13 protein-coding genes are annotated in these 25948 nt (G+C 59.5%); 9 read left to right on the top strand and 4 right to left on the bottom strand.

Going from position 1 to position 25948, the window contains the following annotated elements:
• Positions 1–223 precede the first annotated feature (223 nt).
• Complete coding sequence (gene prmB / locus V6M90_RS04095; protein ID WP_042945067.1) at positions 224–1132, top strand: 50S ribosomal protein L3 N(5)-glutamine methyltransferase; 909 nt, start codon at positions 224–226, stop codon at positions 1130–1132.
• A gap of 124 nt (positions 1133–1256) precedes the next feature.
• Positions 1257–2213, top strand: a complete 957-nt coding sequence (locus tag V6M90_RS04090; protein WP_003175223.1) for a DMT family transporter — start codon at positions 1257–1259, stop codon at positions 2211–2213.
• On the opposite strand, the gene V6M90_RS04085 is transcribed toward V6M90_RS04090, so the two are convergent.
• Positions 2210–3592 carry a class II fumarate hydratase gene (locus V6M90_RS04085; RefSeq protein ID WP_003175222.1) on the bottom strand — a complete coding sequence of 461 codons (1383 nt, stop codon included), beginning with the start codon at positions 3590–3592 and terminating at the stop codon, positions 2210–2212. The two genes, V6M90_RS04090 and V6M90_RS04085, sit on opposite strands and share 4 nt — an antisense overlap.
• A 180-nt stretch (positions 3593–3772) precedes the next feature.
• Between V6M90_RS04085 and V6M90_RS04080 the strand changes: the two genes are divergently transcribed.
• From V6M90_RS04080 to V6M90_RS04070, 3 genes are all read left to right on the top strand, one after another.
• Entirely contained in the window at positions 3773–4291 is a 519-nt protein-coding gene (locus V6M90_RS04080) for a DUF2059 domain-containing protein (protein ID WP_003175221.1), read from the top strand.
• A gap of 6 nt (positions 4292–4297) precedes the next feature.
• Entirely contained in the window at positions 4298–4591 is a 294-nt protein-coding gene (locus V6M90_RS04075; RefSeq protein ID WP_042945066.1) for a BolA family protein, read from the top strand.
• Between the two features lie 133 nt (positions 4592–4724).
• Entirely contained in the window at positions 4725–7496 is a 2772-nt protein-coding gene (locus tag V6M90_RS04070; RefSeq protein ID WP_332846121.1) for an RHS repeat-associated core domain-containing protein, read from the top strand.
• A 57-nt stretch (positions 7497–7553) separates the two neighbouring features.
• On the opposite strand, the gene V6M90_RS04065 is transcribed toward V6M90_RS04070, so the two are convergent.
• From V6M90_RS04065 to V6M90_RS04055, 3 genes are read right to left on the bottom strand one after another with little or no spacing between them, the layout of a single operon-like run.
• Positions 7554–12074 carry a SpvB/TcaC N-terminal domain-containing protein gene (locus tag V6M90_RS04065; RefSeq protein ID WP_332846120.1) on the bottom strand — a complete coding sequence of 1507 codons (4521 nt, stop codon included), beginning with the start codon at positions 12072–12074 and terminating at the stop codon, positions 7554–7556.
• Positions 12071–16927 carry a Tc toxin subunit A-related protein gene (locus tag V6M90_RS04060; protein ID WP_332846119.1) on the bottom strand — a complete coding sequence of 1619 codons (4857 nt, stop codon included), beginning with the start codon at positions 16925–16927 and terminating at the stop codon, positions 12071–12073. Before V6M90_RS04060 ends, V6M90_RS04065 begins: the two co-directional genes overlap by 4 nt.
• Before the next feature lie 2 nt (positions 16928–16929).
• Complete coding sequence (locus V6M90_RS04055) at positions 16930–19716, bottom strand: Tc toxin subunit A (protein ID WP_332846118.1); 2787 nt, start codon at positions 19714–19716, stop codon at positions 16930–16932.
• 245 nt (positions 19717–19961) lie between these two features.
• Between V6M90_RS04055 and trhO the strand changes: the two genes are divergently transcribed.
• The 4 genes from trhO (at position 19962) to V6M90_RS04035 (ending at position 25874) form a co-directional block, all read left to right on the top strand.
• Positions 19962–20903: an oxygen-dependent tRNA uridine(34) hydroxylase TrhO gene (gene trhO / locus V6M90_RS04050; protein WP_332846117.1), complete on the top strand. Its 942-nt coding sequence runs from the start codon at positions 19962–19964 to the stop codon at positions 20901–20903.
• A gap of 3 nt (positions 20904–20906) precedes the next feature.
• The gene (locus V6M90_RS04045) at positions 20907–21542 is read left to right on the top strand and encodes a DsbA family protein (RefSeq protein WP_078734036.1); all 636 of its coding nucleotides are present in this window, start codon (positions 20907–20909) and stop codon (positions 21540–21542) included.
• Positions 21535–23337, top strand: coding sequence for an ABC transporter ATP-binding protein (locus V6M90_RS04040; RefSeq protein WP_332846116.1), 1803 nt, complete (start codon positions 21535–21537; stop codon positions 23335–23337). The genes V6M90_RS04045 and V6M90_RS04040 overlap by 8 nt, the downstream gene beginning before the upstream one ends.
• A gap of 77 nt (positions 23338–23414) precedes the next feature.
• Complete coding sequence (locus V6M90_RS04035; protein WP_003175210.1) at positions 23415–25874, top strand: EAL domain-containing protein; 2460 nt, start codon at positions 23415–23417, stop codon at positions 25872–25874.
• Positions 25875–25948 lie beyond the last annotated feature (74 nt).

Below are 25948 nucleotides of genomic sequence, written 5' to 3'. Positions count from 1 at the left end.
GGGGGCTTTTGCGACATTGTCCACTGGCTGAGCGCTTCTGTGAATCGCTACTATCGTAAGGTACGCCGTTGCTGGCGTGCAGGCCTGTCAAGAGGTGGCCTCGTTTAAGCCAATGATGGCAATTAGGATGAAATCCGACGTGCGGCTAGGAGGTTTTCGTACGTCGTCGGTACAGGCGAAGGCTGTTAGAATCGCCAGTCGTTTTTTCCAGGAGTCTGCCCCCGTGATCACTTCCCGCCTGCGCACCTTGCGCGACCACATCCGTTGGGCTGTCAGCCGTTTCCACGGGGAAGACCTGTTTTTTGGCCATGGCACCGACAATGCCTGGGACGAAGCCCGGCAATTGGTGCTCGGTGCCGTGCACCTGCCGTGGGAAATTGCCGACAGCTATCTGGATTGCAACCTCGAAGAAGAGGAGATTTCCCACGTTCAACGTTTGCTGCACCGACGTATTCATGAGCGCGTGCCGACGGCTTACCTGTTAGGCGAGGCGTGGTTCTGCGGCATGTCGTTTATCGTCGATAAACGCGTGCTGATCCCGCGTTCACCGATTGGCGAGCTGATCGAAAACCGCTTCGAACCCTGGCTGGCCCAGCCGCCGGCACGCATTTTGGACCTGTGCACCGGCTCCGGCTGCATCGGCATCGCCTGCGCCTATGAGTTCCAGGACGCCGAAGTGGTGCTGGGCGACCTGTCCTTCGAGGCCCTTGAAGTGGCCAACCAGAACATCGAGCGCCATGGCGCGGATGAGCGCGTGTACACCGTGCAGGGTGACGGTTTCGGCGGTCTGCCGGGCCAGCGTTTCGACTTGATCGTGTCCAACCCGCCGTATGTGGATGCCGAAGATTTCGCCGACATGCCGGACGAATACCAGCACGAACCGGAACTGGGCCTGGCCTGCGGTGATGACGGCTTGAACCTGGTGCGCCGCATGCTTGCCGAAGCGGCGGACCATCTGACCGAGAAAGGTTTGCTGATTGTCGAAGTGGGCAACAGCCAGGTGCACGTCGAGGCACTGTACCCGGAGGTGGACTTCGCCTGGCTGGAGTTCCAGCGGGGAGGGCATGGGGTGTTCATGTTGACGGCCGAGCAGTGCCGCCAGCATCAGGCGCTGTTTGCCGCCCGGATCTGATGGCTGGCGCAGGCAAGCCAGCACCCATGATTAATCTGTGGTGTGTTGAAAAAATCACTCGCCAAGGCACCCCTCGGTCCCCCTAGAATGCCAGCTCCTTCATCGTTGGTCTTTTGGGGCGCTCATGCACATCTCTTCCGGCCGCTGGGTCTATGGTTTTTGCCTGACCCTGCTGACCGCGCTGCTCTGGGGTATTCTGCCGGTCAAGCTCAAACAGGTATTGCAGGTGATGGACCCAATCACCGTGACCTGGTTTCGCCTGACCGTGGCCGGCAGTTGCCTGTTTATTTACCTTGCGGCCACCCGGCGTTTGCCCAGTCGCAAGGTGCTCGGTCCCAGAGGTGGCTGGCTGGTGGCGATGGCCGTATGCGGCCTGGTGGGCAATTACGTCTTGTACCTGGTGGGCCTCAAAACCCTCAGCGCCGGCACCGCACAGTTGGTGATCCAGATGGGCCCCATCTTCCTGATGGTTGCCAGTGTCTTCGTGTTCAAGGAGCGTTTCAGCCTGGGGCAGGTGATCGGACTGGTGGTGCTGATCATTGGCTTTGGCCTGTTCTTCAACCAGCGCCTGGTCGAACTGCTGACTTCCTTCGGTGCCTACACCGCCGGCGTGCTCACCGTGCTGCTCGCCACGTCGGTCTGGGTGTTCTATGCCTTGGGCCAGAAGCAATTGCTCACGGTATGGAATTCGCTGCAAGTGATGATGGTGATCTACCTGAGCTGCGCCTTGTTGCTCACCCCGTGGGCGCATCCGCTGGAGGCGCTGCAACTGAGCCCGCTGCAAGGCTGGCTGCTGCTGGCATGCTGTATGAATACCCTGGTGGCCTACGGCGCGTTTGCCGAAGCGCTGGCCCATTGGGAGGCTTCGCGGGTGAGCGCGACCCTGGCCCTCACGCCCTTGGTGACCTTTGTCGCGGTGGCCTTGGCGGCCTGGTTGTGGCCGGATGACGTACAGGCCGAAGACATCAACGCGTTGGGGTATTTCGGCGCGTTTGTGGTGGTGTTGGGCTCGGCGGCCGTGGCGTTGGCGCCCTCGCTGCTCGCCGGGCTCAAGGCCCGGCGGCTGCGTGTGACGGCTTAGTTGCCCAGCATGTCCTGCGGGCGTACCCACTGATCGAATTGCTCGTCCGTGAGGTAGCCCAGCTCGAGTGCCGCGTCGCGTAGTGTCAGCCCTTCGGCGTAGGCTTTCTTGGCAATCTCTGCCGCTTTGTCGTAGCCGATATGCGGATTGAGTGCCGTCACCAGCATCAGCCCGCGCTCCAGATGCGCAGCCATTTGCTCGGCGTCGGGCTCAAGGCCGGCGATGCAGTGTTCCTGGAAGTTGTTGCAGCCGTCGGCCAGCAGGCGGATCGATTCCAGCAGGTTGTGGATGATCACCGGTTTGTACACGTTCAACTGCAAGTGGCCTTGGCTGGCGGCCATGCCGATGGTCACGTCGTTGCCCAGTACCTGGCAGGCCAGCATCGACAGCGCTTCGCACTGTGTGGGGTTGACCTTGCCCGGCATGATCGAGCTGCCGGGTTCGTTGGCCGGCAGCTTCACTTCCGCAAGGCCGGCGCGCGGGCCAGAGCCCAGCAAGCGCAAGTCATTGGCGATTTTCATCAGGGCCACAGCCAGGGTTTTCAGGGCGCCATGCAGCGTCACCAGCGGCTCGTGGCCGGAGAGGGCGGCGAATTTATTGGGAGCCGTCACAAAGGGCAGGCCGGAGAGGGCGGCCAACTCGGAGGCAATCGCCTCGCCAAAACCATGGGGCGCATTGAGCCCGGTGCCGACCGCCGTACCGCCCTGGGCCAGTTCACACACGGCGGGCAGGGCGCTGCGAATGGCGCGTTCGGCGTAATCGAGTTGGGCGATGAAGGCCGACACTTCCTGGCCGAAGGTGATCGGTGTCGCATCCATCATGTGGGTGCGTCCGGTCTTCACCAGCTTCATGTGCCGTGCGGCCAGCTCGGCCAAACCGCCGGACAGCGTGGCGATCGCCGGTAACAAACGTTGATGCACCGCCTGCACGGCCGCGATGCTCATGGCCGTAGGGAAGCAATCATTGGAGCTTTGGGAACGGTTCACATGGTCGTTGGGGTGTACCGGGCTCTTGCCGCCCCGTTCGTTGCCCGCCAACTCGTTGGCGCGGCCGGCGATCACCTCGTTGGCGTTCATGTTGCTCTGGGTGCCGCTGCCGGTCTGCCATACCACCAGTGGGAACTGGTCGTCGTGCTGGCCGTCGAGCACTTCGTCGGCGGCCTGTTCGATCAGGCGGGCGATGTCGGCGGGCAGGTCGCCATTACGGTCGTTGACCCGTGCGGCGGCCTTTTTGATCAGGGCCAGGGCGTGCAGCACCGCGAGCGGCATGCGTTGCTCACCAATGGCGAAATTCACCAGCGAGCGTTGGGTCTGGGCGCCCCAGTAAGCTTCGTCCGGGACTTCCACTTCTCCCAGGCTGTCGGTTTCGATACGGCTCATCGGGCACACTCCTTAATGTTCGTTTGCGCAGTTTAGGCCGTGATCGGCCAAGTGGGTTCCCTAAAAGACTTTTCATCGGGCAATCCGTGCCCGACAAGGCTCGGGGTTGAGCCGCAAGGTTTTTTAGGCGCAGAATGGGCGCCCTTGGGGTCTTACCTCGTCAGCTAGAAAGGAAACTCGATGACTCGTCTTCGTGCCATCTGTACCGCGGTTGCTCTGGTGTGCGCCAGCGGCCAGGTTTTTGCCGATACCGCCAGCCACAACGCCAGTGCCGAAGCCTTCCTGACCCTGGCCCATGCCGACAAGCTGGGTACCCCGGTGTACATGCAAGTGCAACAAATGTTCGCCCAGCGTTTCGAACAGACCAAGGCGCCTGCCGCCAAGCAGTCAGTACTCGACAGCTACCAGGCCAAGGCCAACGCCGCCCTGGACCAGGCCATCGGCTGGCCGAAGCTCAAGCCGGACATGGTCAAGCTCTACACCACCAACTTCAGCGAATCCGAGCTCAAGGACCTGGTTGCGTTCTACCAGTCGCCGCTGGGCAAGAAAGTCCTGGAAAAAATGCCGCAGCTGACCCAGCAATCGGCCCAGATGACCCAGGCCAAGCTGGAAAGCGCCGTGCCGGTGGTCAACAAACTGTTGGAAGACATGACCAACGAACTGGCGCCGAAAGCCGCCGCACCGGCCAAGAAGAAGTAAGCAGCAATGACCATGCAACAGCGTATCGAAACGGCACTCGCCGCCCTGGCCCCACAATACTTGAGCGTGCTGGATGAAAGCCACATGCACAGCCGCGGGTTGCAGACCCACTTCAAGGCCGTGCTGGTCAGCCAGCAGTTCGAGGGGCTCAACCGCGTCAAGCGTCACCAGACGGTCTACGCGACTTTGGGCGACCTGATGAGCGAGTTTCATGCGCTGGCGTTGCATACCTACACGCCCGAAGAATGGGCGAGAATCGACGCAGCCCCGGCTTCGCCGACCTGCGCCGGGGGACATTAAGCTCATGCACGGGTCTCAGCCGACGATTATTGGTTGAGGCCCTTGCAGCGCCCGTACATACCTGGATAGGCCCACTTTCCGGAGCATGATCCCTAGGCTTTTCTGACCATTGTGCAATTTGGGTCATGAAATGATGTCTAGCTCGCTCCATAAACATACCCCCTCCCTGACCGCTTTCGATCCGCGTGGGTTGACTGTGCGTAACGTCGACTACTACCGCGCCAACGCACAGGACGCAGCCCAAGCGCGCATCCAGCGTCAGGTCTATGACGGTCGCGGCTTGATGATCGAGCAGTGGGACCCGCGCCTGTATCAGTTGCAGCGCTCAGACCACGACACCCAAGCCACTCTACGAATAATCTACAGCCTTGGCGGGCAAGCCCTGCGCACCGATAGCGTGGACGCCGGCTGGCAGCTGATGCTGCGCGCAGAGTCCGGGCGAGTGCTCGAATCCTGGGACGCCCGTGGCGCGTATCGGCGTTATGAATTTGATGTTGTGCTGCGCCCCGTGGCGATCTACGAGCAGGCTGCCGATGAGCCCGCCCTGCGTTGTGTCGAACGCCTGGCCTATGCGCCATCCTCCTCCGAGGATGCCCGCTTGCAACGCTGTGGGCGGCTGGTGCGCCGTGATGATCCGGCGGGCACATTGCTGTATGAGGCCTATGGGGCACAGGGGCAGGTTGTGAAGCAAAGTCGACGGTTTCGCAAGGATCTACCGTTGCTCGACTGGCCGCAGCTTGAGGCGCAACGCGATGCTCAATTGGAGACCGAGCGCTTCGTCACTACTTGGCGGTACTCGGCGTCGGGGCAATTGTTGGAACAGGTCGATGCCAGGGGAAACCGCCAGCAACTGACTTATGGGCTAGATGCCCAGCTCAAGTCATGCGCTGTGTTGTTGGCCGATGGTCGACGTCAGGTGCTGGTGGATCATTGCAGCTACAACGCCAGCGGGCAGCTGTTGTTGGAGCGGTCTGGTAACGGCGTGACCGTTGCCGCGCACTACGCAGTGCGCGACGATCGGTTGACGGCACTGACGGTCTATCGTCAGGCGGACAAGGCCAAGCCGCTGCAATCCCTGAGCTATGAATATGATGCCGCGGGCAATGTGACGCGGGTCGAAGATAGTGCGCAGCTGGTTCAGTGGGGCCGTAACGCTCAAGTGCGAGCGGTCAGTACCTACGCGTACGACACGCTCTATCAGTTGGTTTGCGCGACGGGACGTGAAAGTGCGCAGTCGTCGATGGGGCCGGCGTTGCCCATCAGGGAAGTGTTCACGACGGAGGACGACAGTCGCTGGCGCAACTATAGCCAGCATTACATCTATGACGCGGGCGGGAATCTCAAGACGTTGCGGCACGTGCCGTCCACGGGCGCGGGGTACACCCGCCAAATGACTGTGGCCGGTTCCAGCAACCATGCCGTGTTGTCCGGTGACGGGCCCGCCGTTCCCGGCCTGGGTGCAGGTTTTGACGCCGCGGGCAATCAGCTTGAGTTGGTGAAGGGGCAGCCAATGGTCTGGAACGTCCGGGGGCAATTGGTGCGTGTCACCCAGGTGGTGCGCAGCGACGATGACGATGATGACGAGTCCTACGTTTATGATGGCAGCGGCCAACGTGTACTCAAGCGGCGAAGGATGCGCAGCCGGATAAGCACACACATACAGGAGGTGCGTTACTTGCCCGGCCTGGAGATCCGCAGCAACACGGCCACCGGCGAACGTTTGAGTGTGGTGACGGCCTTGGCTGGCCGCAGCCCCGCGCGCCTCTTGCAGTGGGAGCAGGGCCGCCCCGACACGGTTGCGGACATTCAGGTGCGTTTCTGCGTGTCGGACCACTTGGGGAGTTGTTCACTGGAGCTTGATCAGGCCGCACGGTTGATCAGCCAGGAGGTTTTTTATCCGTTTGGCGGTACGGCGTGGTGGGCATCGGCAACCGCCGTTGAGGCGACGTACAAGACGATTCGTTACTCTGGAAAAGAGCGCGATGCCAGTGGCCTTTATTACTACGGTTTGAGGTATTACGCACCCTGGTTGCAGCGCTGGATCAACCCGGACCCGATGGGGGATGTGGACGGTTTGAATCGGTATGCGATGGTCAAGGGCAATCCATTGCGCTTCAGGGATGACGATGGCGGGCAGGCGACGTTTGGCGAGCTATTCCAGCCAAATCGAGGCGATATACTGTTTGGCCTGGCCGAGACGGTTGGAAGTTACCGCAGTTTCTGGTCGAAATTGAGCGAGCGTGGAGACGCGATGGTGGCCTATTTCTCCGGTGCGCAGTTGCAGCGATGGACGGCAGGGTTGGCGTCTCCCGTGCGTGCTTTCTCAAGCTTTCGCGCAGAGGCGCCAGACCTGTTCGCGGGCCTGGAGCACGAACCGGGTGAACCACCCGAGATACGACGTCTCAAGGCGCAGCTCATCGAGCAAATATCCGTCGGTGTCCAGCCGTTCTATGAGGGGATTGTTTCGAGGTACTCAGGCTGTTTGGCAACGGCGTGCAATCAGCAGTTCGCGAGGCAATTTGTCAGTGATCTCAAGGCAGGAAATTATTCCGCCGAGGCGACTGCCGGCGAATATATCGGTGAAGGTTTACTCGGCATCCAGCAAAAAATGATCACTCGAAGCAGCAAGTCGGCTCTGCAAACCCTGATGAGTCCACAGAGCCCGGCGGTGGTGCATTTTGCCCTCGACGAGCTGGACATACCGAGCGTGGTCAGCAAATCGCGCCGTTCCACCACGGCCTCGGAGTTACGCTGGCTCTATCGGCATCGAACGCAACTGGCCGGCAAGGTGGTTTTCTATCGCGGTCAAATCAAGGTCGACGCGCCGTGGGAAACCCATCCTGTCCAGTGGCGTCATTACCGGCCAAAAAGCGCCGCCCGCACTATGCGGACAAGGACGCGTTGATTCATCCAACCACCGTGGCAGTGACTCGGCGGAGCCTGCCACGGTCGCCGCGGGCGGTTACGCTGAACCCTGGGTATCGTTTTCATCCTCGCTGACGGTGTACCAGGCCCAATAGGTATTTTGTCGCTGCCCGGCGCTGGCCGTCACGGTTCGGATAGGTCGCCCGAGAGGGTCGTAAAACTGTGTGTCGCAGTGCCAGAACCGGCGCAAGGACTCATCGTTGATATAACCGTGGCAGTCGCTGAAGCACGGGCGGTAGAGGCGAACGATCCTGCCCTCTAGGTCATACTCGGTGCGCTCGCTCATGCACCAGCGCGAGTTGGCGTGCGCCGTTTGCGGCATGCTGTCCTTGACGCTCAAGTCGCCCGTGTTTGTCACGACGTGCGCGGGCCCCGGCTCTGCTGTTTGCGTGCGTTGCAGGGGACGTCCAAAACCGTCCCAGTGGGTCAGCGTCATGGCCACCTGCTGTCCGGTCTCGTCCGGGTAACGGTCGGCCTGCAACGTGAGCCCATGCACCGGCGTCTGCCGGGACGCGTCAAACCATGTTTTGAGTTCCTTTTCGTCGTCGCTGAGGGAGGCCTGTGGGGCTTTGAGGCGTAGCCGTGTGCGCATGGTGATATGCCCCGAGGGCAGCAAATGGCGATTGGCAATCCACTGCGCTCTATTCGGGTATGCCTTGTCGATCACGCCCATCCAACTGAAGGGATCGTAACAGTGAAAACTGGCCATTCTCTGCACGACGTGTTTGGTATTCGCAATCGCGAAGTCGGGGGTGACCGCGTGCAAGGGGGCATAGTCTTGCAAGGCTGAAAAGCCCGTTTCAACGCCTTGCTCGTGACGGTGGAACGTACTGACCGACAACTGTCCAAACCCGTCATAAAGGGCCTCTTGAACTCTGCCATTGGGATCGACGATTTTGTTCGGCATCAGCAATCGGTAGTCATATTCGGCCGTGGTTAAACACGTGTCCGGGGTTTTCACGGCGGTGACCAGCAACCAATAGCGGTCGTAGAAGATCCGTGTTTTGTCCTCAGATTGGGTCTCGCGTATGGCCTTGACCCGATAAAACGCTTTTGCCGGTTCATACTGCCGTGCGTGCTCGCGCCTTGACCACAGGGTGTCCGCCTTGTGCGGCTCTTCGTGCGCGAACGAAAAAAACACGGTCATGGGGCTGTAACCGGCCTTCTTGAGCCGCTGTGCGAGGTCGATCACTGCCGCGTCGGGCATGACGGGCAGGCTTCGATAAACGCTCAGGGCGTGTTCATCCAGTGCCGCTGTCTCAACGTAATCAGCCAGGGCCTGAAGGGTGGCGATGCCGCGCTTGAGCGTTTTCCCGGACTCGCCGGCTTCTCGATAGCGTTGCACCGACAAGCGACTTAATTGGCGTTTGGCGTTGGCGGCCAGGGGGCCTTTGTGTGGGGCGATGAAGCCTTCATAGCTCAGTTGCTCAATGGTCAGCCCGTCAGTGGCGGGTGCCTTGTCCTTCACCAGGACATTGTCGCGCTGGCGGTAAGGCAGGGCCAGGCGCAGGTCCTGTGGGCCGTCCAGGTGGATGTATTGTGCCAACGTTTCCGTCAGGTAATAGCGTTGTTGTGCGCTGTCGTGGGTGTCCCGCCACCAGCGCTGCTGATGGTCGTCGGGGAGCGCAGATGGCGGGACGTCATTCGCGGTTTTACGCCGGGCATAGTGGATGGTTACCCCATGTACCAGGCTGCCATAGGCATCCCGACGCAAATGGATCTGGTGCTCACACACAGGGTCGTCCGCCACGCCTTCATAATGACGACTGATGGATTCCAGCGGCACGGGCAGCAACCGGGCATGGACGCTGTGTTCAGTGGCCGGCGCCAACAGGCGAACCAGGTAGCGGTACTGGTGCACCGAATAAGGCACGGCGTCCGGCGCCGCATCGGCCGCGATGACTTCAACCCGTCTGATTGTCCCCTGCAACGCACGTGCTGCGTCGCGTAACAGCAAGGGCGCCGGATTGTCGATGAGGTCGTCATGATGGTCGAGGGGGGAGGCGCCTTCGGTTGCCCGGTAGCGGCTCACCAGGGTGCTGGCCAACGTGGTGGCCTGCGGGTCGTGGAGACTATGGCCTGGAGCCAGTGATTCTGCGGGATGGCCGGTATGGAACCAGGTTTTGCGCAACAGCGGCCCTCTGAAACCCGTGGCTTGCGGGTCGCTGCTGCGGTCGACGTCGGTTTGCAGCAACAGCCCGAAGCCGCGGAACTCACGGTCTTTACGGTCGTAATAGGCGTGTCGATATCGCCAGCGCTGAATCAGCCGATTACCGGTGATTTCGTCCAGTTGTAACCGTTGGCTGACCAATTGCAGGGCGAATGGCAAGTGACTGATTGCCGGCTGGCTGGCGGCCATGAGTTGATGTTTTTCATCCAGCCATTCCTGGGCGCTGCTGCGGTACCTGATGCTGGTGCGAGCGCCCATGTTGTTGTAGGTTCGCGCCAGTAACCAGGGCTTTTTCGCGAAGAAGTCGTAGCGCCAATGCGTGGGGCTCTGGTGGGCGGCGGTCAGGATCAGGCTTGGGCAACCCAGCCCTTGCACGTCGGCCAGGCTGACCTGGCAACGGTTGTCATGCCGGATACCCGCAGGCCATGCCAGTTTGATTGGCTCTGTCGCGAAGCCGTTTCCTGCGTTATTGAGAAATATCCACAAGTGCTCCGTGGTTGCATACAGCAGGTCTGCGCCGCCGCTGCCATCCAGGTCGGCGAGCCACACATTGGCGGCCTTGAAGGTTTGATAGCTGAACGGCAAGGTACCCAGGACAAATCCCTTGGCGAAACGTCCTCGGCCCAGAGTGGGCCAGCATTTGATTTCGTCGTGACGGATACGTACCAGGTGCTGTTGCCCGCTGGCGAGCACATCGCTGAATGCCACCAACTCGCTGGGTGAGGACGAGATCACGGGTAAGTCATCGTCAGTCTCGGCACGCCTGACCTCGATAGCAGGGGCAAACCCCGACCTGCGGTGATGGGCGTACAGGCGCACGCTGCGTGGGCCGATCATTGCCAGGTCAGGCTGCCCGGCGCCGATCAAGTCGACGAACACCGAGTGGCGATGGAAGAACTCCTGCGGGAACGCGTCGAAGGGGGTGAAGGTTGACCAGTCGCCCTGTTCGTTCAGGCTGAATACACCGTTCATTCCCGGCTGGGCAACCAGCCAGTCCAGCCGACCATCGCCATCGACATCCACCAGCGCTTGATGGATCTGTCGGGTCTCATCCGCGACCGGTATGGGCGATAACGATCGGGCCGGGCCGTGAATCACGTCGTCCTCGGCATGCGGTGGCGCAGGCCTTATGGGTTCGCGGTAATACCAGTTTTTGGCCTCCCGATACAGGCACCCGGGGATGGCCTCGCCATACAGATCGACCAAGTGGTAACGAATGCCATCGTTGAGGCCGGGCAGCACGCTGAAGGGTTTATAGGCGCTGTCGTCCACCTGGAGCGTGCTCGATTGATAGAAACACTCCAACGGCGGACGGCTGGTGCTGTTGCCTGCGCTGTCGAACGCCTGTTCATGGATGCCGACCAGCAGATTGATTGTGTTGACTTGACGGTATTCCAGCAGTAGGCGCCTGACCAGCACCGGATCGGCCCCCATCGTTGCCTCATCGGGAAAGTGATGGAACATCAGTACCTGTTGGCATAGGCGCAAGGTGCGCAGTTCGAAACCGAAGGAAAAATCCGAGCAGGGGTCCGGGCGTGACGCCCATGCCCGGGTCGGCTGAAAGGTCGGCTGTTGATCCAGTTCAAGGGCGCGTTCGCCATAATCGAACAGTAATTGAAAGTGCCATTTCACCAGCGGCGGGGCCTCGGTCTGCCAGAGGTACAGCGCCTCTTGATCGCTGGCGGTAGAATTACCGTAGTAAACGGTTTGCAAGTAACGCTGGGCACGACAGTCCCGTGGGTGGCGGGTAGGGTCGGTTTCTTGCTGGTAATGGTAGTAAATGTGCTCGCCGTGGGGGGACAGGCTTTCTTGCAATAACCACTGCGCGACATGATGTGGCTGGTCCGGATCGGCGATGCGTGCCAAGTGGGTTTTGCCGTAGAAGTGTTGGCTGCCATCGGCCGCCTGTACCCGCCAGAACCCCGCCGTATCGGCTGCCGAGTGCCAGTGCTCGATGCGGTTGAAGCGGCTCTCGACCCTGGGGAAGTAGCGGGTCACGGTGTAGGATGTGTCCAGTTGCATGCCGTTGACGGTTGTGTGGTGAGTAACGACCAGGACACCGTCGGGGTGACGTTCGGGTAGCCAGTCCTGCGCATCGGGCCCCACGAACCCATCTTGCGCTGTGTAGGTGGGGACGCCACAGGACGTGCGACGGCTGATGGCGTGTATCGGCACCGTCCAGCCCAGCCCGAACGGTCCGTTTGCATGGCTGCTGTGGTAGGCCAGCGTCATGGACGGTGTGTAGCCGCGTATGGGGGAAATCGGCAGCGCGATCTCAAGCGTGGCCACGCCGTTGCCGCCCACGGCGCTCCATTGGCCGGTGCCGTGAAGGGGCGCGGCGCCATTGGGCAGGGCTGGCGGGGTGATGTGCAGAGTATCGCTGCTCATCGCACGGCCCCCCTGGCGGTGTAGTGCAGGTGAATCACAATGTCGTTGATCGATTCGAGCATGGCTTTTTGCCGGGCCGGCTCTGCAAACTTGAGGGTCCAGCTGGAAATGGCGCCGGTGTATTCGAAGGGCAGGTAGCGCTCCTGGCTGTCGAACGTCAGTGCGAATTGACCGTTGTCATCCAGGCCGGTGGAGAGCGCGATCTGTTGATGAGCGCGCAGGTCCGTGTGGGTTGAAAGGTCGGGCAGTTCAAGCCTATTACTGGTCTGTATCAGGATCGCCCTGATGTCCTCATAAGGTCCCAGTGTCGCCGGTAACGACACACTGATGCGTTTGATCCGTCGTAGACGATGCCCGGGGTAATCCTGCTCGAACAATGCCTTGGTCAACTTGAAGTGCAGAACGCCGGTGTCGACCAACTGGCGTTTTAGTAGTTGCCACAGAGCTTGTGTGTCCACCGTCTTGTCAGCCGTTAACGGGGCTTGCACGCCGGTGTCGAGGTCGCTGACGCGATGGCGCAGAGAGAGTGTCTTGACGATCTCCAGGTCCTGCACATGGTTGTCCAGATAGGCTGCGTTCATGTTGAGCAGCGAGAGCTTCAGCGCTTCGCCTGCCAGATAGCCGTGATAGCTGTTATTCCAGGCGTCGGTGTGAATAAACCGACGCGTGAAGTCTGCGATCTCGTATTGCCAGCACGCTTCAGCGGAGAGGCACAGCGACCTGCACAGATCGTAGGCCTGGTAGAAAAACCGGCTCAGGTGTGCATTCACCCAGTCGTAGAGCTGCGCGTTGGAAAAGCGTTTGGCCAGCAGTTGGTAGCTCGAACGCGCATGGGCCAATGATGTCTGGCTCAGACGTAATTGCAGGCGCGTGGCTTTTTCCTGCTCGGCATAGGCCTGCCGTTGCAGGTCGATCTGGACGATTTCCAGGCGGGCTTGCTCGCGGGCAAGGGTCCATTCCCGCGCGCGCCGATTGAACTGTTCGGTACGGTCCAGATCAGCAGCAGTGCTGCGTCGATCGCTCGCGGCGCCTTGGGCCAGAGATTGAGCTGCATGAAATGGACCTTCCCAGCGCGATCCGCCGACCGACATGCCGACGATGTTCGGCGCGAGCATCGCCATGCCCGCCGCTGCTCCCGCGAGCGCGCCCGCAGCCTCGAAGCTGGCGCTGGTCAGGTATAACTGGCCCGCCTCGTTTTCCGCGCGGCTGATACCTTCGGTGAGCTGCTGATCGTAGTACGCCTCACGGGCTTCGCTAATTTCACGGCTGGCATCCAGCGCCTGGCGGTTTTTCTCGTCGATCAATAACGCCTGGTTTTGTTGTGCGACCACTATATCGGCCAGGTCCCAGGCTTGTTGTTGTTGCAACTCCAGGTATTCGGCCTGTTCCTTGCGTTCGGTGAGACTCAATATCGTGGCGCCGAACTGAATCAGTGTTTCGGCGGCGCTCAGGGCATGGCCCAGCATCACTCGGAACCGATAATGGCGGGTCGGCGCCGGGGTCAACTGGGGAGCCTCTATAAGAGACGGCGTGCTTTTGTTTGGGCTGGCCAATAGCTGGCGCGGTAGCAGAGGTGTGGCATACAACGCCAGGCGCAGAGGTTTGCCGCTGATATCGAGGTTATGCCGCAGGTTATGCAAGCGGCTTTCCAGCTTGTCCCAGCGTGCGACCAAATCCGGGTTGAAGGGCAGGCACAGATGGTCGCTATGGGTGAGCCATAGCAGGTTGTGGCTATTGACCGGTCGATCGAAGTCGATGGGCGGCGCTTGCTGTTCCAGTTGTTTGAGCGCCTGCGAGGCGTTTTCTGTCAATTCGCCAAGAGTGATGGTGTCCCACGGCTCGACCGTGGTGATGGTGGGACGTGTCTGCAACAGCTGGTTGACGCGTATGTACCAGAGCTTGGCCTGGGTCAGGCTGTCGGGGCGTTGCTGACGATACGCCGCATCGCCGCAGTTGATCAGAATATCAAGATAAAGCAGATAGATCGCTTTACGAAAATGCACCGTGGCATCCATCGCCTGTTGGTGGGGGTCGATGGTCCAGTCATCAACGGTATCGCGGTCTCGGGTCAGCGCGCCGAACCCCCAATAGGCCGGCCGGCCTGTGGACGTATCGGCGGCCCGGCTTGGGTCGAAAATGTATTTGAGCCAGGCCAGGGCGTCGGCGTACTGCTGCTCCTGATTCAGACGGTGGGTAACCAGCCAGGGCAGGTGCAGGAACAGTTCCCAGAAGTACTTGCCGTTGGCGCCTTGAAAATCAATGGGGTCGGCTTTTCCGCCAAGTGTCAACGGTGGCTCCCGCCATTGTTCTGGGGTGAGTGAGTACAAGCGCTCGAGGCTGAGGCTGGCGGCTTCAACCAACTTGCCGGCGAAGCAGGTATTCATGCGGATCGGGTCCAGCGGGTAGGCAAGATGCCGGGTATTGAAGAAGTCGATGAATTCGGCTCTGCCCGATAACGGTGATGACAGTTGTTTGACCGTGGGTGCCAACCGTTGGCTGGGCGCGGTGTCCTCATTCGCTTTACGCACTTTCAGGGTAAAGGCCCTGACCGCGTAGCCGAGCACCTTAGGCCCTGCAGTGTCTAGCTCAAGCGTCAGCACGCCATGGATAAGGGTGATGGTTGGCTCCGCGTCGTCGTCCGGCACTGGAATATGTGCCGTGACGCTATGCCCTTCAGGCAATTCCGGGCTTGAGCCGGTCAAACTGGCGTGAGCCGCATCCTGAAGGTTCAGGATGCGGTTGGAGTTGGCGTCGATGGTGTCGGTGAGTGAGTACTCGGAGAAATTGGAACGCATGATGACGTGTTTGTAGGCACGTAGATTGGGCCTGATGACTGAGGCCTTTTCGATAATGTCGACATCCCGCTGGTGTAACTTCTTCACCTCGTCAATACGGCCCTCGTTGCTTTCCTGGGAGAGGGTGTAGGTCGTGTATCGATAGAGGTGTATGTCGAACGCCATGTGACTGTGGGTATACAAGTGGATAAAAGTGCTTTTGTCGATTGATTTGCCTTTCAGGTCAATGTTGGATGGGGAAGATGTACGGTCGACGCTAATCAAGCGATTGTGAGTGTCGTGGATAAAGTTGGGAAACTCTTCGAGGGTTTCCGTGTTTTTTAGATAGAAGGCATAAAAATCGAAAATAAAGTTTTTTTCTGTGCCAGGGATGTCCTTGATGGTAATCATGGACCCTTCGCTCAGGTTGAGTTGCGCGGTGTCCGGCGCATATAAGGGAGAGTCGACCTTCAACGTGATCGTTATTTCGTATTTGCCGGATATTTTGCTCAGCGTGACGGAGTAGGGTTCACGAAACGGTGCCTTGAGGGTAGAGGTGATAATCAGTTTTTTGGTGTTCGGGTCGAACGAGGGTGAGTGGTCAGTCATCTCGTTGACGTCGTTCTGTTTACTGCCGTAGTTCCAACCGGTGTTCGGTTCAAAAGGCGATCTATGGTGTGTCAAAGAAACCGTGAGCGTTCTAGAGGGCGCAACCTTGTATTGCAGATTGTCCTTGTTGGTATGCCCGAAGAACGTGAAATACTTCCTGGCGTTGTCCGGCAATAACTCGCTGTAATAACCATTCTTGTCAGGCGTCTGGCCGGTGATCACCGCCTGTACTTCCCCTCGCTGGGGGGTATCGAAGACCTCCAGCAGTCGGTTTATCTCGGTGGCGACTTGCGATCCCGGTGCGTACTTATAGCGCTCGGGACTGCCGCCATCAGCGACTTTGGTGACATTGAAGTGCTGGTCGATTTCGACGGCCTGGAAAAATTTACCCCTGAAATGCTCCTGTTGTTCCGGGCCTTGCGCGATGGGCACGTGCACGCCCAGAAACAGTGTGGCCGGCATGCCGGGGGCGGCGATTGCCACGGTTTGGGTCATCGATTGCACAATCGCCGCGGTCGCGGCGTTGACGTCTTCGGTTGCGCAGTATTCATCGATGCATGTCTGTGGTGGGCTCCAGCTGTCATCGTAATTTTTGTAAGAGAAATTGAGACGGAATTTGACGTAATGGCTGTTGACCCAGTCCGTCAGACGGTCTTTTTTGCCACCCTTGAGTTCCGTGCCTTTAAAGGAGCTGGTGGGGGCGGGTTTGATGCATTCGGCCCAAATCAAATACAGACGGTTGTTAAAAAATACCGGGCGGATACTCTGCCTGGCCGTGGTGGCGGGCAGTGTCAGGTTGATCGTTTTCCAGTCCGACCAGGCGTGTATCGAGGGTTGCCTTGGGTTGTCAGCCGAGCGTCGGGACGCGTCCAGGCTGCGCCAGTAATAGGCATCTTCAGACGTGGACTTACCGACGAAATAAAAAATGCTGCTGTTGAGTTGGCTGGCGGTTCCATCGATGTAGCCGTTGAGCATATGGATGTTGGCGATGGCCTCGAACCTGGCCAAATAGTTCTGGACCGCCGTGAGCACGGTGTCCGGTTGCAGTCGGTAGTGGCTCAGGTCGTTTTCCAGACGTTGAAAGCTCTCAGTCTTGTTACGCCGCAATGCAGGGTCCAGATAATTGGCCGGGTAATAGCGCAATTGCTGGGCGGCGCTCCAGACGGGATACGCGTGAAACTGTTCGGTCCATAGCCGCTCGTGCTGCGCGCTCATCGGGTGTTGTTCGTAACCTGGCTCAAGGCCCAGATGAAGACGCGTGATGTATTGCTGCAGGCTGGAAATTGCGCTGGCCACCGGGCTGGTGGGGACAGCCTGGCTGACTTGCACGTCCAATAGCCAATACTCGTAGAGGTCGTCAGCCGTGCGAATATTGAATTTTTCAATCTTGGGCGCCTGGTGGGTCAGGTAGTACGCCAGCATGGCGTCGCGCAGGCTTTCATTGAGGTGTTGAGGGGCGGCGTGAGACATGATCAGTCCTTGAGCAAGTCAAATGGATGGGATGACGATTGAAGGGCGCTGCTGACGGCTTCGCCCACAGCCCGCCACTCGTCGAATGTCGAGTGGGTGGTCAGTTGGCTGGCTTTGAGCAGCATGTCGACTGACAGGCCGCTGTCCATGCAGGTTTGCCGGCAGCGCAACACCCAATCCAGACGGTCCATGGAGTTAATGCACGCTGGCGTCAGGGTGTTGCTCAATACTTTTATTTCTTCCGCACTCCAGCCCAGCAATCGCGCAAGTTGCGCGTCAGCATCCGATGCGCAGGTGTTGGCCTGTTCCAGGTAGTCAAAGAGCTGTTCCTGAGAAAGGTTGTAGCGTTCGATGCACTGCTTGAATTGCTGCATCGACACCAGGTTGTTCCAATCCAGTTCGAGGAGTGAGTTCGGCTGATACCGCTCATTGAGCCAGTGCGGGTTGATCAAAAATCGTTGCAGGGCCTTGCGATTGATGGGCAGTTGCAGGTAGTCGGCGGCATGGGGCAGCAGCAATATCAGGTAGCCCAGGGTGTGTGAAGACGGCGCGGAGGAGGGGTGCAGGCGCAGAAATTCGAAATCGTACTTGGTCAACACCAACACCTCGCCCTGATCCTGGAGGTCGTTGATGATTTTTTTGAGCTCGAGGTACTGCTGCCATACATCCCCTCGGAGTTTGGTCAGGATTGGCAGCAGTTTGCCCTTTGCCTGCTGGATTAATGAGGACCTTCGCGTTTCGCCTTGATGGGTTATTTCGACGTCGGCGAGCTCTTTATCAAGGGCGTCTGCCGTGTGCATGTCCCTACTCCGGTGCACGACGCGCCGGGCCAGCGCTACCCAGTCGACCGCAGGTAAGCGTTGCTCGGTACTGCCCCTTTCATCCTCTGGCTGCTGAGGCAGCGCCGCATCGTTCACCATCGACGGCAGGTCCGGTGGCCGATGGGTCGAAAAGGCATCGATCAAGCGCTTGACGACGGGATCCAGGCTCAATGGCTCCAGCAGCAATTGGTGGCGCAACAGCGGCAGGCTGCCACCGCGCTCCTTGAGCCATCGACTTGCCCATTCCAGATGCAGCAGAACGTCGAGTATGTCAGCCGCCCCTTTTGGTTGCTGACGTAACCAGGGCTTGAACAGCTGCTGCGCAAAGGTCGCCTGACCCAGCATCGATACCAGGTCAATGCACGTTTTGACCGACAGACCAAAGAGGCGCGCGATGCGTGCGTGCCGGTAAATCGCACTGATCTGCTCAAGGCTGCGCCTGGGCGCCTGGCCGATCAGCAGTTGCAGCGAATCCGCTGTGTCGTGCAGGCCCAGCGCGGCACACAGTTGTTGGCGAGTGGTTGCGTTGAAGGCCTGATCGTCCAGCTGCAGGGCGGGCAGGACTGTCCCTGTTTGATTGAATACCTGATCGAACAACGGCGTGTGCTCGCCCGAGGCGTGAACCGGCAGTAAATGGACCAGGGCGGCGAACTCTTCGGCTTGCAGCCCGTAGTGCCTGTGCAGATAGCGATACATCCCGAGCGCGCGCAGGGTGTTGTGGTTGATCAGCAGGGACGTATTGGCCTCTGCTTCGCAGCGCATGGTGCTGACGAGCAGCGTATCGAGTTGCGCGAAGGGCGTAGCGAACCAGCGTTGCAGGCGAATCATGCGTTGCAGCCTGTCGAGCCGCTCGGTGGACAGGTTCAACAGCGTCGTCTGGTCGATATCGAGGGGGGGGTGGTTTGCCGGACCGTTGACGTAGCAAGCGCCATAAGCGTGCGTCGTTTCCAGCCTGCAGGACGGCGAGATACGTGGCTTCTGGATTTTTTGCGCAAGCAGTGCCTGAAGCGCCGCGGCGTCGAGCTGCGTGTGGTGCAGGAACACGCCGAGGTCTGCCAGTGCCTTTGAGTCCGTGGTTTGGTTCAGGTTGTAGTAGTCGCGATAAAACGTTTCTTTATCCAGTGTATTGGCCACGTCGCTGACTAATGAGCGGCCGAGCAAGGTTAGCTGTGTGGGACTCAGCCCCGATAGCAGGCACTGGATGTCGTTGTTGTGGGCCAGGACCTCTCCATACGCGTTGGGCGCGCGCGCGACCACGGGCAACTGGCGACTGATTCGATAGTTCAACTCGCCGAGTGCCGGTGTGTTGCCAGACAGGGCCAGTTGACATTGCTGATGATAAAAGTGATAGGGCAGCGAAAAGGGATACCGGGCGTCGTTCAACAACGCGTACGCGCTTTTTGGCTGACCTTGGGTAATAGCGTCCGTCAGCATCTGGTTGATGATCGACAGCATCGGTCTCTGGACTGAAACGCTGTGTGCATCAATGACCAGTTTTTTCAGGTCCGGGCGTCGATCCGCCAGTTTGACGGCGGTGTTTTTGTCCGCACGTTTTTCCAGCTCGATCACAAATAACGACAACGCTCTTAAATAGGCTGCCGGTGAATCGAGCGCAGCAATGGAATGGCGAGCGCAGTATTGATGCCAGTTCTCATTGAACAGCGCGGGGTAGGTCGCACCGACCCTCGGTGAGGGCGTATTGGCGCTTTGCGTTGGCGGTAGGGACACTTGGCGATTGCGAAATAATGCATCCAGTTGCAGGGCGGCGCTCAAGGCCCTGCGATAGACCTGTTCGGCATCGTCGTCGTTATGTTGCGCCAGTTGTTCGGCAAACGCTTGCTTGGACAGCTGAACGATGTCGAACACCGAATGGATACCCAGGTGTCTGAGGGCACTCGCGAGGTCGAGTCGACCGTTTTTTGGAGGGGCCGGCTGGTCGATCAGCCGGGCCAGTAGGGGATTTTCCATGTTTGTGGGCTTCCGTAGGCCCGCCGGTGGGTCCGGTGGGGGGCAGGAAACGCTAGCATCCGTGCCGTCGGCGGTGGCATAGGTATGTACCTGTCCATTGCCGCGGCAACAGGCGGGCACACCCACAAATCGCTAAATGCGGCGACTGCGCGCTTTTGTTAGAATCTCTTTCGCGCCGCTCAGCCGGCGTATTTTTTTGCATCCGGTTCACCCCTTACGAGGGTAGCCACCTGGAGAGAACATCCATGACCCAACCCATCGTCGTGGCGGCACTGTACAAGTTCGTCACCCTCGAAGATTACGTCGCCCTGCGCGAGCCCTTGCTGCAGGCGATGGTCGACAATGGCATCAAAGGCACCTTGCTGATCGCCGAAGAAGGCATCAACGGTACCGTGTCCGGCAGCCGCGAAGGCATTGATGGCCTGATGGCCTGGCTGAAGAACGACCCACGCATGGTCGACATCGACCACAAGGAATCGTACTGCGACGACCAACCGTTCTACCGCACCAAGGTCAAGCTCAAGAAAGAGATCGTGACCCTGGGCGTCGAAGGCGTGGACCCGAACAAAAAGGTTGGTACCTACGTCGAGCCCAAGGACTGGAACGCGCTGATCAGCGACCCCGAAGTATTGTTGATCGACACGCGCAACGACTACGAAGTGTCGATCGGCACATTTGAAGGTGCAATCGATCCGAAAACCACCAGTTTTCGCGAATTTCCCGACTACATCAAAGCCAACTTCGACCCGAGCAAACACAAGAAAGTCGCCATGTTCTGCACTGGCGGCATCCGTTGTGAGAAAGCCTCGAGCTATATGCTCAGCGAAGGCTTCGATGAGGTCTACCACCTTAAAGGCGGGATCCTGAAGTACCTCGAAGAAGTGCCCCAGGAAGAAACCAAGTGGCAGGGCGACTGCTTTGTTTTTGACAATCGCGTGACCGTGCGCCACGACTTGAGCGAAGGCGACTACGATCAATGTCATGCCTGCCGCACACCCGTAAGCGCAGAAGACCGAGCATCCGAGCATTATGTGGCCGGTATCAGTTGCCCGCATTGCTGGGATAAGCTGCCGGAGAAAACCCGTCGCAGCGCCATCGACCGGCAAAAGCAGATTGAACTGGCCAAGGCCCGCAACATGCCGCACCCGATTGGCTTCAACTACAAGCAAACCCCTTCCGAGGTCTGACCCATGTCCGCGCGCCTGCTCTATGTAATGGACCCGATGTGTTCCTGGTGCTGGGGCTTCGCCCCGGTAGCGCAGGCGTTAGTCGAGCAGGCCCAGGCCGCCGGCGTGGACGTGCACCTGGTGGTGGGCGGTTTGCGCACCGGCAGCGGCGCGGCACTGGAGCCGACCACCCGGCGCTATATCCTGGAGCATTGGCAGGCCGTCACCGAAGCCACTGGCCAACCGTTCAAGCGCGAGGGCGCGTTGCCCGACGGGTTTGTCTATGACACCGAACCCGCGTGCCGCGCCATTGTTACCGCGCGCAACCTGGCGCCGGATTGCGCATGGAAACTGCTGGGGCTGATCCAGCATGCGTTTTATGTCGAGGGCCGCGACGTGACCCTCGCCAGTGTGCTGGTGGAGTTGGCCGAGCAGGCGGGCATCCCGCGCATCGAGTTTGCCGGCGAATTCGACCGTGCCGAACAGCATGCCGCGACGGCCGCCGATTTCACGTGGGTGCAGGATCTGGGCATCGCCGGGTTTCCGACTCTGCTCGCCGAACGCAAGGGCCAGTTGGCCTTGTTGACCAATGGTTACCAGCCGCTGGCCGAGCTGTCGCCTTTGTTGGGCCGATGGCTGGAGCGAGCCGCCTGTGTATGAACCGAACAAACGCACCGATCGTCTGACCTGGGCGGAAATTCGCCGGCTGGCCCTGCGTCACAGGAAATCCCTGTGGATCGCCAATGGCGTCGCCGTGCTGGCGACCCTGTGCAGTGTGCCTATCCCATTGTTGTTGCCACTGCTGGTGGACGAGGTGCTGCTGGGCCGTGGCGATGCCGCGCTCAAGGTGATGAACCACGCGTTGCCCCTGGGTTGGCAGAAAGCCGCCGGTTACATCGGCCTGATGCTGCTGGTGACGTTATGCCTGCGCTGCGGCGCGCTGGTGTTCAACGTTGTGCAGGCGCGGCTGTTTGCGCGCCTGGCCAAGGATATTGTGTACCGCATCCGCGTACGCCTGATCGAGCGGCTCAAACGCATCTCGCTCGGCGAATACGAAAGCCTGGGCAGCGGTACTGTCACCACGCACCTGGTCACCGACCTGGACACCCTGGACAAGTTCGTCGGCGAAACCCTAAGCCGTTTCCTGGTGGCCATGCTGACCCTGGTCGGCACCTCGGCGATCCTGGTGTGGATGCACTGGCAGCTGGCGTTGCTGATCCTGCTGTTCAACCCACTGGTGATCTACGCCACGGTGCAGTTGGGCAAGCGCGTCAAGCACCTCAAGAAGTTGGAAAACGACAGCACCTCGCGCTTCACCCAGGCCCTGACCGAAACCCTCGACGCCATCCAGGAAGTACGCGCCGGCAATCGCCAGGGTTTCTTTCTCGGGCGCCTGGGCCAGCGCGCCCAGGAGGTGCGTGACTATGCGATCCACTCGCAGTGGAAAACCGACGCTTCCAGCCGTGCCAGCGGGTTGCTGTTCCAATTCGGTATCGACATCTTCCGTGCGGCGGCAATGCTCACGGTGCTGTTTTCCGACCTGTCCATCGGCCAGATGCTCGCGGTGTTCAGTTACCTGTGGTTCATGATCGGCCCGGTGGAGCAATTGTTGAACCTGCAATACGCCTACTACGCCGCGGGCGGGGCGCTGACGCGGATCAACGAGTTGCTGGCGCGCGACGACGAACCGCAATACCCCGGCGGCGCCGACCCGTTCACCGGGCATGAAACCGTCGGCATCGAAGTGCGCGGCCTCGACTTTGGTTATGGTGAGGACCTGGTGCTCAACCAACTGAACCTGGCGATCGCGCCCGGCGAGAAAGTGGCGATTGTCGGCGCCAGCGGCGGCGGCAAAAGCACCCTGGTGCAATTGTTGCTCGGGCTCTACACCCCACAGTCCGGCAGTATTCGGTTCGGTGGTGCGACTCAGCAGGAGATCGGCCTGGAAACCATCCGCGAACAGGTCGCGGTGGTGCTGCAGCACCCGGCACTGTTCAACGACACCGTGCGCGCCAACCTGACCATGGGCCGCGAGCGCAGTGATCAAGCCTGTTGGCAAGCGTTGGAAATTGCCCAGCTGGATGCTACCGTCAGGGCATTGCCCCTGGGGTTGGACAGCGTGGTGGGGCGTTCCGGGGTGCGCTTTTCCGGCGGGCAGCGTCAACGCCTGGCGATTGCGCGCATGGTGCTGGCCGAGCCGAAGGTGGTGATCCTCGATGAAGCCACTTCCGCCTTGGACGCCGCGACGGAGTACAACCTGCATCAAGCGCTGGCGCGGTTTCTCAGCGGCCGTACTACACTGATCATTGCTCACCGTCTGTCGGCGGTAAAACAAGCTGATCGAGTTTTAGTGTTCGACGGTGGTCACATTGCCGAGGACGGTGATCATCAGCAGCTGATCGCGGACGGCGGCCTGTACGCCAAGCTTTATGGGCACTTGCAGCAAGTTCGTTGATGTTGATATAGCCTGGGCTGTGCTTTTGAAAGCAGGTGTTTGCGTGCGTATCCAGCTGTGCATATGCAAGGGACTTCATGAAGCAAAAGCGGACTCTCGGAACGCCTCGACTACTCGGCATTGTCTGGCCCTTTATCGCCGTGGTGCTGTTCCAGGCATTGTTGGGCTGTGTCAGTCTTTACGTGCTTTCGGCGGTGCGTGGCTATGTGGCGGGCGAAAGCCTGTGGTCCAAGGGCCAGAAGGACGCTATCTACTACCTGACGCTCTACGCCGATAATCGCGACCAGACCACCTACCTCAAATACCAGCAGGCCATCGCCGTGCCTCAGGGCGGGCATGAACTGCGCATTGCCCTGGATCGCCCCATCCCTGACCTTGGCGCCGCGCGCCTGGGTATCCTCAAGGGCGGCAACCACCCTGATGACGTCTCCAGCCTGATCTGGCTGTACCTGAACTTCCGTCATTTCAGTTACCTGGAAAAAGCCATCGAGCTGTGGACCGTAGGCGATGGTTACCTGGTGCAATTGGATACCCTCGCTCAGGAAATGCACAACGCGATCGACCACGACCAGATCAGCGCCAACGATGTGCAGCAATGGAAGGCGCACATCACCGCGATCAACGAGGGTGTGACACCCGCGGCCAAAGCCTTCAGCGATGCGTTGGGCGAAGGCTCGCGCATGATCCTGCGGTTGCTGTTGATCACCAACCTGGCGACGGCCTTGGGCCTGATCGTGCTGGCGCTGCTGCGTACGCGCAAGTTGCTGGCTCAGCGCCATGCGTTTGCCGAGGCCTTGAAAGACGAGAAGGAGCGGGCACAGATCACGCTGGAGTCGATTGGCGACGGGGTGATCACCACCGACGTCGATGGCGCCATTACCTATATGAACCCCGCCGCCGAGGCGCTGACCCACTGGAAATCGGTTCAGGCTCAAGGCTTGCCCTTGGCAGCCTTGTTCAACCTGCTGGACGACGATGCCCAGCCCGACGGGTTGACGCTGATCGAACACATCCTCAAAGGCCGGCTGCGTGGTGGCAGCGAGCATTCCAAAACCATCCAGCGCGTGGACGGCAGCACGGTCTCGGTGACGCTCGTGGGCGCCCCGATCCGTAGCGCGGGCAAGATCAGTGGTGCGGTGCTGGTGCTGCATGATATGACCCAGGAGCGCCAATATATTGCCAACCTGTCGTGGCAGGCGACGCATGACGCGCTGACGGGCCTGGCCAACCGCCGTGAATTCGAATACCGCCTGGAGCAGGTGCTGAATCCGGCCCGGCATCAGGGCGAGCGGCATGCATTGATGTTCCTCGACCTTGATCAGTTCAAACTGGTCAACGACACCTGCGGTCATGCGGCGGGCGACGAGTTGCTGCGCCATATCTGCGCGCTGTTGCAATCGGACTTGCGCGAGGGTGACACCCTGGCGCGCCTGGGAGGTGACGAGTTCGGTATCCTGCTGGAAAACTGTCCGGCGCCCACGGCGGAAAAAATCGCCGAGAGCCTGCGCCATACCGTGCAAAGCCTGCATTTTGTGTGGAAAGGTCGACCGTTCATGACCACGGTGAGCATCGGCCTGGTGCATATCTCCAATACCCCGACCACGCTCGAAAGCTCGCTGCGTGCAGCCGATATGGCGTGCTACATGGCCAAGGAGAAGGGTCGCAACCGTGTGCAGGTCTACCATTCCGACGATTCCGAGCTGTCCGTGCGTTTCGGCGAGATGGCCTGGGTGCAGCGCTTGCACATGGCGTTGGAGGAAAACCGGTTTTGCCTGTACGCCCAGGAAATCGCGTCCTTGGGTCACACCGAAGCTGGCAGTGGGCATATTGAAATCCTGCTGCGCCTGCACGATGAGGCCGGCCGAATTATCCTGCCCGACAGTTTTATTCCGGCGGCTGAACGTTATGGCCTGATGACGTCGCTGGATCGCTGGGTGGTCGAGAACGTGTTCAAGATCATCGCGCGTTGCATGCATGAGCGACCGGCCCGGCCTATGGCGATGTGTGCGATTAATCTGTCAGGCATTACCATTGGCGATGACGATTTTCTCGGCTTTTTACGAGAAAAATTCGACAGTTATCGCATTCCTCCCGAAATGATTTGTTTTGAAATAACCGAGACAAGCGCTATTGCCAATTTAGGCAGCGCCATTCGGTTTATTAATGAACTCAAGGCCTTAGGCTGCCATTTTTCCCTCGACGATTTTTGCGCCGGAATGTCCTCATTCGCGTATTTGAAACATTTACCTGTAGACTTCCTGAAGATCGATGGAAGTTTCGTAAAGGATATGCTGGACGACCCGATTAACCGCGCGATGGTCGAAGTGATCAACCACATCGGCCACGTCATGGGTAAGCGCACAATTGCCGAGTTTGTTGAAACCCCGCAAATCGAACAGGCGTTACTTGAGATTGGTGTGGATTACGCTCAGGGCTACCTGATTGAACGACCGCAATTGTTTACCTTTGATAGCTTGCAGTGTCGACCTGCGCGGCCGCAGCCTCTGCTGTTCAAGGCGCCCGGCACATTCCGCTGAAACATTTGCTGGTCTGTACAATCACACTTAAAAAGGAGCCTTACAGTGATCGACACATTCAACAGAACCGGCCC

Source organism: Pseudomonas lactucae (assembly GCF_036688725.1).
GTDB lineage: Bacteria > Pseudomonadota > Gammaproteobacteria > Pseudomonadales > Pseudomonadaceae > Aquipseudomonas > Aquipseudomonas lactucae.
This window is presented reverse-complemented; position numbering and strand designations above follow the sequence as displayed.